The sequence below is a fragment of the Synechococcus sp. UW106 genome, assembly GCF_900474015.1.
Classification (GTDB): domain Bacteria; phylum Cyanobacteriota; class Cyanobacteriia; order PCC-6307; family Cyanobiaceae; genus Parasynechococcus.
On sequence record NZ_UCNV01000006.1, the window covers coordinates 89720 to 100794 of the forward strand.

Consider the following 11075-nt stretch of genomic DNA (forward strand, 5'->3'; position numbering starts at 1 on the left):
GTCGTACAACTGTGGTGTTCCATTCAGGCTGCTCACTGTGCTGCTCCTGGTCGGATCGCCAGTAGCTGCCTACGTGGGTTCCTTTGAGATGTGGTGTGCCCCAAGATCACAAAGCGAACCGTGGAGGCACCTCCACTACCCCATTGAATTTCTTGTTTATTTAGAGGCCCTTTCAACACTGGCCACCGCGAGTATCGACTTACAAACCAATGAGAAGACACAAAGGTGAAAGCCACCCACACAGGACACTGCAAGACCTTCAGCGGCTTGCCCTCTTCTCTTCGGACCTCCCCTGCCTTAAGCAACCAGCCTCTGCTGGGGTAACCCTGGAGCCGATGTGGGTCGTGTAGCTCTCGGATCTCCTCACTCCCGTAGCTATCACGACGACCAAGGCTGCGATTAAAAGCAGTCCTGGTGATCGCACGCGCATACATGGGCCAGATGTGAGGCTTCAAGTCTGGAAAGATGAGACATCCCATGTGCTTCAGCGACGCATTCACCGAGACGACCGATATCCTCAATATGGAAATATTGGATGGCCTTGGTGGCCGCTGTTGTTGCGGGAGCTGTACTTTTTGGCAATCCAACAACTTCTCGATGGACCCTAGGGGGTCTCATCGGAGGGGTGGAGGGGTTGCCTTCTATTACGGCACACGGCCTTCAACGGGCGAGATGGCTCAGAAACAAGTCCCTTCAGAACAGAAGAAGAAGAAAAAGAAGGGATGAAAAAAGTCGAAGTGTTCCAAGTGGTGAGGCGGTAAGTGTCGTTGCGGTCGAGAGTGAAGCAATGAACTACTTAGACATCGATATTGATTTCTCGTAAAAGGTCTGGGAAAGCAAGACCTAATGAGAGGTTGTGATTTGGGGTCATCCCTTCATTAACCACATCTCAGGTGGTGTCCAGAAAAGTCGTGTGGTGAGAGCTGCGTGGCCCTGTGATCTGCCTCCACACGTCTGCGTAAGCAATAAAAAACCGCCCCTTGCGGAGCGGCGGAGATGTTTGCTGGGGACTGACTTTGATGGGCATCGGGGAGACAGGATTCGAACCTGCGGCATCTTGCTCCCAAAGCGAGAGATTCCTTGAGTCGTTTTCTGGGTTTTCCCAGTCTCTGACTCAGTTTTAGCAATGCTTCTAAGTGGCGAGCTGTCAGCAGGTGTTGGCAGGTATTTTGCGTTTTGCGCACGTTTTGCGCACACCTGTCATGGCGAGATGCCTCTGTAGTTTTGCCGCGCGTCGTCGATGCAGCCCCTTGGATTAAGCCATTTCGAGACTTGGTTCGCTCCTCCTGTGGCCCGGGATGGAAGGTGCGCAATGCACATGGGCGGATACGGCTTGAGGTTCAAGACCATTGTTCGGTGATGTTGATCTACCCCTAGTCCCAAGAGGGGGCTAGTGCAGCCCTGCCTCGCATCCAACAGATCTTCAGGCGGTGCAACGTGGGCACCTCAAGCCCATCTACAGCCCCCCTGCGGCGCTTCCAGAGACCCTTAGCCAAAGCGCATCGGATACCCCTTCAGCGATGCACAGATCCTTCAGCTGCTGGACAACCTCCCCGATGGTGAAATTCATGACCGCTGGCGGTTTGCCATTCAGTTCTGTGCCGTCTACGGGTTACGTCCTGAGGAATTACGGCACCTCAGAATCAAAGACGGGGCAAGAGGGGCAGAACTCTGGTCCATCTATCAGAAGTCGATGGGCGGCACCAAAGGGGCCAAAACAGAACCCCGCAGGCTCCACCCCCTCTTCCTGCGTGATGGTGACGGCACCGCTATCGACTGGAAATTGCAGGCACGCCTCCAGGTAGGCGAACAACTGCCGCCGTTGAACCGTGATGGTGATGGTGGGCAGGCGTTGAACCAATACCTGCGCCGTCGTGCCGTGTGGATGGCATTACGGGATGACGCCAAGAAACAGGGTGAGCAGCTAACGCCGTATTCATTCCGTCATCGCTTCGCCAAAGGGATGCACGCCAACAACCTCCCAATCGCCAACATCATTGAGGCCATGGGTCACACCATCGAGGTGCATCTCAAGAGCTATGCCCGCTTCAAACCCAACGCGACGGCTGACCTCGTAGCCGCTGTCAACGCCTAGTTGACTCAGCCAGACTCCACCTCATGCCGAATAAGGACCGCGCTATACATGCATCCACTCGACCTATTCGACCGCTTTCGTCGCTGGTTCAGCTGGGTGCTGCCATGTCGCCAGCCCTGGGATCGCAATCCTGAGCAAGTGGCCCCGGATCGCTCTAATGATTGGCTTCTTGAGCCCGCAAGCCTGGAAGAGGCCCGTTTGTTATTTCCTCAATTGGATGAGGATCGGGCTTTAGTTCGCTACCAGCAACTCCGCCTGGAAATGCGGGAGCGTGACGGCCGCGGTTTTTGATCGCCAAGCCAACTTGCTTACGCCTTGGGTTTTCCCCGCTCGCCAGACTCCACCCCATGGCGAACAAGGACCGCGCCACCAATCCCTCGGTGGAGCAATTGGGCAGTTGCCGCTGACCAAGCTTTATTGGCAAAAGTGGGTTCTGTGCTTAGAACACTTGGGTGAGCAAAACAAAGTAGATGAAATCGAAAATTAATAAGGTCCTTATTGCGTCTGCTGCTTGTATTGCCACTTCCATTGGAGTTTCATTGGCAATGAGTCCCAATGCTCCTGTTTTTGCAGGCAGTGCGCCTTCAAATTGCTCCGATATCAAACCTGCCTTTAAAAAGGAAAGTCCAACAATAGCCGTTGTTAATACAGACAACTATGCGTTTGCTGAAACGGAAATAATCCTTGGTGATTATGTAGAAAAGATTGCTAAAGCAACATGTTCAGATGGTGTGGGTGTTTTCATGCATCTCCGCAAGGCAATGGATCCAAAAGATAAAACCATATTAAGAGCGAATTTCGATACATTGTATTCAATGGCTGTCCTTGACTTGACAAGTCCAGCAACGCTTACCTTGCCAGCCTCCGACCGGTTGCAAATCCTGGAAGTCATTAGCTCAGATTCCTGGATTCCATTGGAATCGAGCAAGCCTGGAGACTATGAAATCACCAAAGAAATGGTTGGAAGCCGCTTCGCATATGTCATCATTCGCACCCAGGTAAATATGCAGGACCGCGCTGACATCAAGCGGGTTGGTGCGATTCAAAATAAAATAAATATCAGCTAAGAGAGTCGCGGCGAATTCGTACAAACTAAAAACTGGGATAGAGACCAAATGCTTAAAATGAGGTCAGACTATCAAAAGAAAAAAGAGGAAAAAGGTATTAATCCCGAAGATTTGTTTGGCAAGAAAGGCGAGATCAGTTCTGAAATGAGAAATATGGGGGTAGCCTTCGGGTGGGGAGCACTTACTAAAAAAGGAGCTGTCTATCCGTCTATCTCTATCCCTGAATCGGGCGAGGACTTGACACTCACCCTGAAAGATGTGCCTATGGCTGATAATGCTTTTTGGTCGGTAACTGTTTACGATAAAGATGGATTTGCTCAAGGAGATAATTACAATATCGATAGCTCCTTCGCGAAGAAGGGCGACAACGGAAGCTATGTGCTCAATTTCGGAAAAGATTCAACAAAAGAAAATTTTCTAGAAATTTACCCTGGTTCAAATGCCACCCTTCGAATCTACTCTCCCCAAGAGGCTTACTTTGACGGGAGCTGGATAGTTCCTGAAATACAGTCTGCTATTGGTGTTAATTAAAAAATTGATACTTCGGCACAACGCCATCGAGGCGTGGGACAAGATGCTCAAAACAGGCTGGCGGCGGTGCTCACCACCCGTGCGGTGGGGTTTAATTCCCTCGGTTGAGGGATGCGTTGGTTGTTTTTTCGACTAAGACAAGGGGAGTTGATCGTCGAATCCATGCCAATTGCAAACCAGCAATGCGCGTGTGAGCCATGTGGCTGCAGTGTTTCCCCTGAAAGAGCCGTCGAGAAAGATGGAAAGATCTATTGCTCTCAGCCCTGTGCTGATGGTCACGCCGGAGAAGAGCAATGTTGCTCAAGTTGTGATTGCTGCTGATTAGTCGCAGCAGCCGCCTTGTTGCAGGGGGACCACTGTTACGCCGCTAACGACATTTGAATCCATAAGAACCCGTACTTGAACGCCGCCACTGGGGTCTTCAGCCAATTCCACAGCGAGCCCAACTAGCTCCTCCCCGTTGGCTTTCGTGTAGTTCAGCAGCTCAACGCGTTGGAGTTCTTTGGGAGTAGACACAGGTAGTAAAGGGATCTTGAGAGCTTTTTAACGCTGATCTGACTCCTCGCATCGCTCATGACAGAGGAGTCAGTGGTGTTATCAGCGCCCAATGGTTTCGCCCCATTGGATGGAAAGCCCTAACGGCAGAACTTCCGATGACACCATCGCGGAGGCGATGGGTGCTGTGATGTTCCAAATGACGCGATGGCAGCGACCAAATGAGCTGCTGCAGCGGTCACTTCTGCCCAAATGTTCCCTGGCGAATGTGGCTCCTGTCCCTTAAAACCTGTGAGCCAACCGCGCAAAGAGCATGAACTCCAAAATTGAGAAGGGTCTGATTGGGGCTGCTGTCCTTGGAGCCCTCGTCTTGCTTGCCCCAATGGCCAAGCAGTCCAAGGAGTTCGTGAACTGCGTCAAGAACTCTGAAGACGCCATCGTCAAGCTGACTGGGGTTGAGTTTCTCGACAAGGACGGCAAGCCTGGATTCCTTGAGCGTCCTGTTGCTGTCCACTACTGCAACGGCGGTGACATCACCAACTTCCTGACGCTTTCTGCTCTCTCAGACTGAGAAGCGCATAATTCTCAGCTGAACCTCAGAACAAACCAGTCGAAAGCTTTTTAACTGGCGGGGCAGCGAGGAATACGTCCCAGGTGGTGTTGAGAGCTGCCTGGGTCTTTTATTGCTTGACCAGAGCGGGGAATACTCAAGGCAGTCACGTCTGACCCATGTCCCAAGAAACCCGCATTGCCTTGTTCCTGATGGGAGAACTCTTTCAGTACTACCTACTTAGTAATACGACTGGGCTTCACCAGATCCTGAAATTGCTTTCACCAACAGGCCATCGATGCAGCTGTTGACTCAACGCCATTGCAGCCATACATGGCATCACAAGACCGCAGACCGCTCCCATCAACAACAAACGAGGAACTGTTGCTGACTTGGCTGGCCCGAAACCGCGAGTAACGCTCGTCATGAAGACAGAGAGGTGGCTTCATCACTTCAGCGATGAGCAGCTCAGGCTTCGTGTGATACCTGTGAGAACTCCCAGAGAATTGACCAAGGATTCACCCCGTCAGCAATGGTGGGGCTCCTGGTGATCTGCAGTCCTTAGAAATTCTCAGCTGTTCCTCAGAACAAAAACGATTAACGGTCTTAAAACTTGAGTGCGCAAGCAGCGAGGCGAACCAGGTGCACGCTCAAGCCTGGTTTTTTCTTGATTTCATCGCATTCAAACATGGCTTGCTTAATTAATTAATGTCACATCCCTTGAAATTCATCACCGCATTCAAAGCTTTTGTTAGCAAAGGAAATGTCATTGATCTAGCAATTGCTGTAATCATTGCTGGTGCATTTAAAGAGGTAGTCAATTCTGTTGTCACCTTGGTCATGACCAATGCTTTAGAGCCAGCATTAGAAAAAGCAAATGTCAATTCACTTGCTGAGCTCCCAGCAGGGCTTGTTCTTGTTGCTCTGATTAATTTCGTTGCAATTGCGTTCATTTGCTTCTTGATTGTTCAATCAATCGAAACTGCAAATCGCAGAAAGCAAGCCGTTGAAGAATCCAAACCAGATCCCCAGGCTCAACTTGCTTCTGCCATGACGCATTTGACGGAAGTTATCGAGAAGATGACTCTTTGATTTCATTCCTCTCAATGACTTATCCTTGCATCTAGAAGTCAGTTTCTACAATTTGTTGTCCGAGGGCATTCAGGAGCTTGGAGTGATAGAGGTGGAGGAGTTTCTGCAGGACTGGCTCTACTGGTTCCTGACTGCTGAGGAGCAGGACAGGCTTCTGGGTTGGCACCTGGGGGTGAGCTTCTAACCAGATGGGGGATGCAACCCGCTGAATAAATCACTCGTTTGTGGGAGTTGATTCCCAGCTGGAACGGACATGGTGTGTTCACGGGGCGAGAGTCCCACAACACAGAATGACGAATGCCCCTTCGCCACCGAACATTCCTGCCATTTGCTCTTTTTACTGCCGTCCTCTCGCTTTCAACTACAGCCCAAGCAGCTGAGTACCGAGGAACCTGCTGCTTCAACTCAAGGGGAATGCCTTGTTCTGTTTCGCAGAACCCTTTCGTTTTGACGATGCGTTGGTCAGATGGCATTACAGAGACTTATAGCCATCAAGGCAACGGGGTTTTTGTGGATGAAAGGGGTGGTGTTTGGACGAGCCATCCAGACGTAACAGGAGGGATACTCCTGCAACATAAAAATGGGAATTCGGTTGGCTTCATCGAAAACTGAATGCGGGGTACAAGGCTCTACTGAAGACGCGTTATGTTCACTCCAGATGCTTGGCAATACTGTTGTCCTCAGAAGGGTCGAGGTAAAGGTCCGTCGTCGGAAGTGCGTGTCGAGTCACTGGGAGGGCACGACGTTGCAGTGGCGAGTTGACGGCAACAGGGCATCGCTGCTAGAACATATGTATTAGTGATGAGGGGTTGCGGAGGAGTGGGGCTTCGTAGGCGAGCGCGACCTGCAGAATTGGAAAGGCGGCGTGGTCTGCATGACCTGCCAGTACTTCACCTATGGCGTTGACCAGCACTGCCACACGATGGTGGGCTGCAACCTCAGGCAGAAGCAGCTGCAGCAGGGTCAGCACCTAGAGAAGCGCTGCAAGTTGTGGGCACCGACGTGGCAGAAGGAAGTGGGCTGGGCACCCGAAGCGGGTTAGTCGTAAGCCCTTTTATTGCAACGGCTTTTGGGCTCTGTGACCAACATCACACCTGCAGATGACTGGGGTCATCAGCTGGGTCGTTGATTACGGCGATGGTCTGTACATCGGGGATAAACACCTCCCACTTAATCTCACATCACACTAAATCAATGACCTACATCAACCTCCACGACACCGTTAAGCAGCTGAACGCCGAAGGATTTTTGATTAATGGGAGTATTCCCAATGTATTCAATGATTGAGAGGTGCTCGAAACTTCAGGTCCGGCGTTACGATTGGTTTAGTCACTATTTTTAGAGAACCTTGGCTGCATATCTAGTTGACTTAGATGGTACATTCTTTATGTATGGAACCAATATGGTAACGCACCAAGGAAAGGAAATAATAGGAGCAATTAATCGAACTGGCGGAAAGGTATATTTTTTGACCGCTAGAACAGAAGATAATCAGCCTGAACATCTAAATTTAGCCCAAACGCACTTGGCACTCAAAGAACTGGGAATCCAATATGAACTTGTTCTTGGTGATGTTCCTAGCCCTAGAGTTTTAATCAATGATGAGGGTGCTACTGCATACAATGTTCAATCAAACAGCGGCCTTAATTCTAGAATCTCACCCAGTATATTTGCCAATTCAATCCATGACGCTCTCGAAGGTCTTGCATGGGTGAATTCAAAGTTCGGCAAACCGGGCGGTTCTGATGATTTTGTGCAAACAATTCTAATCGCAGAATCATTAATTCAAAAATCGGGGTTTTGCCACGCAGATATTGTTCATAAATTGAGGTCTTCTCCCCCGATCACAATGAATGGAGAACCTCTTTCTCCTGGAGGCCTTGCTCCAAAGAGATATAAAGGACAGATGTGGAAATTAATTAATAGTACCGATAGTCTGTATCAGGCAGAAAAAGGAGTATCCGATGGTGCGGCAATGCGAACGCTTGGAATTGGAGCTTTTTATACCAATAACTTTGAAGATCTTGTATGTGCTGCATCGGAAATTGCGTCCATCACGCATGGATCAGTTGAAGCTCGATTAAGTTCTGTATTAACAGCTTTAAGGTATAGGCAAATCTTTTCTCAGGACGTAACGGCTACTCCATCATCACTGTTCAACCAACTTGCAAGAGCAGTCAGAATTCTGAAGCTAGGAAATTCAGCCGATTTCTTTCTTGATAGAGCAAATACTGCTGCAATAATTGCGACAAGAAACCACCATCCATCCCTTCAGTTGTTTCAGCTTTCAAAATATATAGGTATCGATCACCTTTGCTGGTCGACACCGATTGCAGCTACTTTTTGGAGTTTCCATTCTGACGACAATTATAATAAATGGTTCAAAGGCTTTAAGCTTAGAAGTATTAATATTCCACCGCATCCAAGATTCAATAAAAACATGATCACCATAGATAGCAATACCTATTTGCAGAGTCAGCGGGACAAAGATATGGACCATCTGAAGAGTACAAATGAATACGAAGATTTTGTCAATTGCCACGGATATCACTACGGCAAGTGGATCGACAATGATACATTTTTCAGCATTGCCATTTCAATGCTCTCAGGGCGGCTTGGTACTAAGTCGATATTTTTAGAGGTTGAAAGGCATTTGCGAACATTTAATGTGGACATGCGCACCTTCGCATACGCTTTTTCCGATTGCTTGTTTAGAGAATCGAAAAACATTAGTGAATCTAAGGAGTATGACTTCTACCTTTAAAGATCATCTTGTCTTGTGTATGAAGAATTTCAGCATTGTTTCAGATCAAGTACTGTTGCCAGCAACAGATTTTTCAGTGTTCCGCTCCAGCTTTCTTCTTCAACAGAGGTAAACTTCCTGATCCCAGAAGTCAACAAAGCTTGCGAAGACAAGACTCCTGATGGCTTTCTCGCAAATCTTGCCTATGTCACACGGGCCACGTCATTCTCAATGAATCTCAACGTTGTTATCAAGATGCACACGGCAGCAATGGTCGCCGCCAATCAGCTCGCCAATCTCCTCGCTAACGCAGTTCTCCATGAAGCATAAGACAAGGCCTTTGCGATCGTTCAATTGCTCGATACCGAGTTCTACCTGAAGCCACTGATTCAAGGCATCTCAGAGTCTTGGTATATTCACAGCCTGATTTGGAAAGGTGCAAGCCACATCCTCGAAATAGAATGACTCTGCGAGGCCTATTGCTTCACTTCCCTCGCACTGGGTCGTCTCGTCAATTGGGCAGAGGATGAGTGTGACTGGATGGCTGACCTACAGAAAGAGGAGTGTTGGGTCGAGACGCAGAAACCCTGCTATTAGGTTCGAGTCGTCGCCGACGAAATCGCCGACGAAATCGACAAGATGCTGTGTCCTCCAGCTCAGGCGGCTTCATTTTTTGTCGGGAAGCCTGATGCCAGAAGCGGTGATCGTTAAATCATTCGCAGGTTGAAAGCAATACAAGACCCGCAAGGGAAAAGCAGGGGGCGTTGTGATTGTCGCTATCCATCTCCCGACAAAACATTCACCCCGTCAGCAATGGCGGTTTTTTTACCGCTGATCAGAGCGGGGAACACTCAAGGCACCTACGCCTGACCCATGACCCGCGACACACGCATTGCGCTGTTCCTGATGGGGGAGCTTATTGTTGCGCTACGCGTCAATGCCCCTGACATGTTTAGGAAGCCGCATTCCAATGCCTTTGCTGAGCCTGGATGGTCTGCGTAAGACGATTTTCCTAACATTTTTGCAGCCTTGTCATATTTCGAGTACAAATCAATTAAAAGCATTCTCATTGATGTCCCTTCTGCATACCGCTGTTGGTGTCTTCACAATTGCAAACCCCATAGGGAACCTTCCGATCTACTTGTCCTTCACAGATGGAAATCCACGACGTGATCGAGCGATTGCCCGCAGCGCAGCTTTAACATTCGTCATTGCTCTACTGCTATCTACATGGATTGGGAACGGTCTTCTTGAGTTTTTTGGTATCAGTCGAGGTGCCTTTCAAATTGCTGGTGGTGTGGTCGTTGTCTTGATTGGACTTTCGATGTTGCGTTCGCAGACGCCTCCAGAGCATCACGACCCTGAATCAGTAGCTCGCGATCAAGCCTCTTCTGTAAAAGGTGTTGTCCCTCTTGGGATTCCGCTTCTTGCTGGGCCAGGAACGTTAACGGTTGTCATTGCCGACCCATTAGCTGCGAGCCTTAGTGGTCAACTGGGAATCAGCTTGGTAGTTCTGTTGCTGGGTGTTGTGGTGTTTCTGATCTTTTCTGCTGGAGATCGCATAGCAAGTCGAATCAGTTCTTCTGCATTGCAGGTACTTACAAAGGTAATGGGGCTTCTGCTAACCGCGATTGCTATTCAGATGCTGATTAATGGATTCGTTTCAGTATTCCCATTACTGAGTCAAGCCTTATCGTAGAAAACCCTTTTCCACCCGACGAAACTATTCACTCCGCTCGAAAGGCGGGGTTTTTTATTGGCTTTGATATTATAAGGAACGCGTCATCAACCTCCCGCCTGAAAAAACGGGTGGCTAGGGTTGGAAATTGAGTTCCGAACAGCAACTGCTTTGTAAGTTCAAAGCCGACTCGGCAACGGTCCATGCGCAATCGGTTTCGGTGCGTACCTACAGCTGGATGCCACCCCCTCCACCAGTGCCGCAAACCCGTAGGTGAATGCTTCGGCACAACGCCATTGAGGCATTGGACAAGATGCTCAGAATAGGCTCGCGGCTGAGCAGGCCGCCCGTTCGATAGACACAAACAAGCCGGTTTATCACACACAGCTCATTCGCAAATGAACCTTCTAACCGGCTGACATTCGACGCCCAAAAGGGCGCCAATACCCATCCCTCAACTGGTGCCGTTCGACCCAGCAGAAATCTCCCATTCGGGTGATGTGGGATCGCCCCCCCCTTCAGCGACCGTGAATGCAGAGAAAACAAGACCAATGCCAGTCTTTGCCCTATTCTTCGTCGTCTGGATTCCGGTCAGCGTTGCCGCCTGGAAGTGGATCGCAGATGCCTGATGGAACCAAACTCCAAAGAGCATTTTTGTTTTTTCAAGCGCTCTAATTATTATTCTCACCCATTCCCCGTTGATTTCATTGCGAATTATTTCGCAATGTTTAACTTAAGCTAATACTTGACCTGCTCCTTAAATATGAAAAATATTAACTTCTTGAAATACAACTTGAAAGCTCGAGCAAGGGGTGGATAAGCTT

At 49.2% G+C, this 11075-nt stretch carries 17 protein-coding genes; 14 read left to right on the forward strand and 3 right to left on the reverse strand.

Annotation, left to right across the window (positions count from 1 at the left end; genetic code table 11):
• Positions 1-544 precede the first annotated feature (544 nt).
• From DXY30_RS14290 to DXY30_RS04565, 7 genes are all read left to right on the forward strand, one after another.
• Positions 545-823, forward strand: a complete 279-nt coding sequence (locus DXY30_RS14290; RefSeq protein ID WP_206749518.1) for a hypothetical protein — start codon at positions 545-547, stop codon at positions 821-823.
• Between the two features lie 741 nt (positions 824-1564).
• The gene (locus DXY30_RS14390) at positions 1565-2095 is read left to right on the forward strand and encodes a tyrosine-type recombinase/integrase (protein WP_244281268.1); all 531 of its coding nucleotides are present in this window, start codon (positions 1565-1567) and stop codon (positions 2093-2095) included.
• A 48-nt stretch (positions 2096-2143) separates the two neighbouring features.
• On the forward strand, positions 2144-2386 hold the full coding sequence (locus tag DXY30_RS04550) for a hypothetical protein (protein ID WP_115093554.1): 243 nt from the start codon (positions 2144-2146) through the stop codon (positions 2384-2386).
• Between the two features lie 179 nt (positions 2387-2565).
• A complete protein-coding gene (locus DXY30_RS14395) occupies positions 2566-3162 on the forward strand; it encodes a DUF1254 domain-containing protein (protein ID WP_244281258.1) in 597 nt (198 codons plus the stop codon).
• Between the two features lie 57 nt (positions 3163-3219).
• Complete coding sequence (locus DXY30_RS14400; RefSeq protein WP_244281259.1) at positions 3220-3693, forward strand: DUF1214 domain-containing protein; 474 nt, start codon at positions 3220-3222, stop codon at positions 3691-3693.
• Complete coding sequence (locus DXY30_RS04560) at positions 3683-3829, forward strand: DUF1651 domain-containing protein (RefSeq protein ID WP_244281270.1); 147 nt, start codon at positions 3683-3685, stop codon at positions 3827-3829. Before DXY30_RS14400 ends, DXY30_RS04560 begins: the two co-directional genes overlap by 11 nt.
• A gap of 26 nt (positions 3830-3855) precedes the next feature.
• Positions 3856-4014 carry a metallothionein gene (locus tag DXY30_RS04565; protein WP_115093556.1) on the forward strand — a complete coding sequence of 53 codons (159 nt, stop codon included), beginning with the start codon at positions 3856-3858 and terminating at the stop codon, positions 4012-4014.
• On the opposite strand, the gene DXY30_RS04570 is transcribed toward DXY30_RS04565, so the two are convergent.
• A complete protein-coding gene (locus DXY30_RS04570; protein WP_115093557.1) occupies positions 4015-4209 on the reverse strand; it encodes a hypothetical protein in 195 nt (64 codons plus the stop codon).
• Between the two features lie 109 nt (positions 4210-4318).
• Between DXY30_RS04570 and DXY30_RS13915 the strand changes: the two genes are divergently transcribed.
• Positions 4319-4474 carry a hypothetical protein gene (locus DXY30_RS13915; RefSeq protein WP_170951128.1) on the forward strand — a complete coding sequence of 52 codons (156 nt, stop codon included), beginning with the start codon at positions 4319-4321 and terminating at the stop codon, positions 4472-4474.
• A 27-nt stretch (positions 4475-4501) separates the two neighbouring features.
• Positions 4502-4759, forward strand: coding sequence for a hypothetical protein (locus DXY30_RS04575; protein ID WP_115093558.1), 258 nt, complete (start codon positions 4502-4504; stop codon positions 4757-4759).
• 260 nt (positions 4760-5019) lie between these two features.
• Here DXY30_RS04575 and DXY30_RS13920 read toward each other — a convergent pair whose 3' ends face one another.
• The gene (locus tag DXY30_RS13920; RefSeq protein WP_170951129.1) at positions 5020-5187 is read right to left on the reverse strand and encodes a hypothetical protein; all 168 of its coding nucleotides are present in this window, start codon (positions 5185-5187) and stop codon (positions 5020-5022) included.
• A 271-nt stretch (positions 5188-5458) separates the two neighbouring features.
• Between DXY30_RS13920 and mscL the strand changes: the two genes are divergently transcribed.
• The 4 genes from mscL to DXY30_RS04590 all read left to right on the forward strand — a co-directional run bounded on the left by mscL (position 5459) and on the right by DXY30_RS04590 (position 8594).
• Positions 5459-5830, forward strand: coding sequence for a large conductance mechanosensitive channel protein MscL (gene mscL, locus DXY30_RS04580; RefSeq protein WP_244281260.1), 372 nt, complete (start codon positions 5459-5461; stop codon positions 5828-5830).
• A 55-nt stretch (positions 5831-5885) separates the two neighbouring features.
• A complete protein-coding gene (locus DXY30_RS14530) occupies positions 5886-6014 on the forward strand; it encodes a hypothetical protein (protein ID WP_256359540.1) in 129 nt (42 codons plus the stop codon).
• Between the two features lie 690 nt (positions 6015-6704).
• On the forward strand, positions 6705-6872 hold the full coding sequence (locus DXY30_RS04585; protein ID WP_244281261.1) for a hypothetical protein: 168 nt from the start codon (positions 6705-6707) through the stop codon (positions 6870-6872).
• Positions 6873-7178: 306 nt separating this feature from the next.
• A complete protein-coding gene (locus DXY30_RS04590; RefSeq protein WP_137006790.1) occupies positions 7179-8594 on the forward strand; it encodes an ADP-ribosylglycohydrolase family protein in 1416 nt (471 codons plus the stop codon).
• A gap of 207 nt (positions 8595-8801) precedes the next feature.
• Here DXY30_RS04590 and DXY30_RS14295 read toward each other — a convergent pair whose 3' ends face one another.
• Complete coding sequence (locus tag DXY30_RS14295) at positions 8802-8966, reverse strand: hypothetical protein (RefSeq protein ID WP_206749519.1); 165 nt, start codon at positions 8964-8966, stop codon at positions 8802-8804.
• Between the two features lie 526 nt (positions 8967-9492).
• On the opposite strand from DXY30_RS14295, the gene DXY30_RS04595 reads away from it, so the two are divergent.
• A complete protein-coding gene (locus tag DXY30_RS04595) occupies positions 9493-10272 on the forward strand; it encodes a MarC family protein (RefSeq protein WP_244281263.1) in 780 nt (259 codons plus the stop codon).
• Positions 10273-11075 lie beyond the last annotated feature (803 nt).

Coding starts and splice junctions, on each gene's coding strand:
- DXY30_RS04550 (WP_115093554.1), top strand. CDS start 2,144: ATGCATCCACTCGACCTATTCGACCGCTTTCGTCGCTGGTTCAGCTGG.
- DXY30_RS14395 (WP_244281258.1), top strand. CDS start 2,566: ATGAAATCGAAAATTAATAAGGTCCTTATTGCGTCTGCTGCTTGTATT.
- DXY30_RS14400 (WP_244281259.1), top strand. CDS start 3,220: ATGAGGTCAGACTATCAAAAGAAAAAAGAGGAAAAAGGTATTAATCCC.
- DXY30_RS04565 (WP_115093556.1), top strand. CDS start 3,856: ATGCCAATTGCAAACCAGCAATGCGCGTGTGAGCCATGTGGCTGCAGT.
- DXY30_RS13915 (WP_170951128.1), top strand. CDS start 4,319: ATGGAAAGCCCTAACGGCAGAACTTCCGATGACACCATCGCGGAGGCG.
- DXY30_RS04575 (WP_115093558.1), top strand. CDS start 4,502: ATGAACTCCAAAATTGAGAAGGGTCTGATTGGGGCTGCTGTCCTTGGA.
- DXY30_RS13920 (WP_170951129.1), bottom strand. CDS start 5,187: ATGAAGCCACCTCTCTGTCTTCATGACGAGCGTTACTCGCGGTTTCGG.
- DXY30_RS04585 (WP_244281261.1), top strand. CDS start 6,705: ATGACCTGCCAGTACTTCACCTATGGCGTTGACCAGCACTGCCACACG.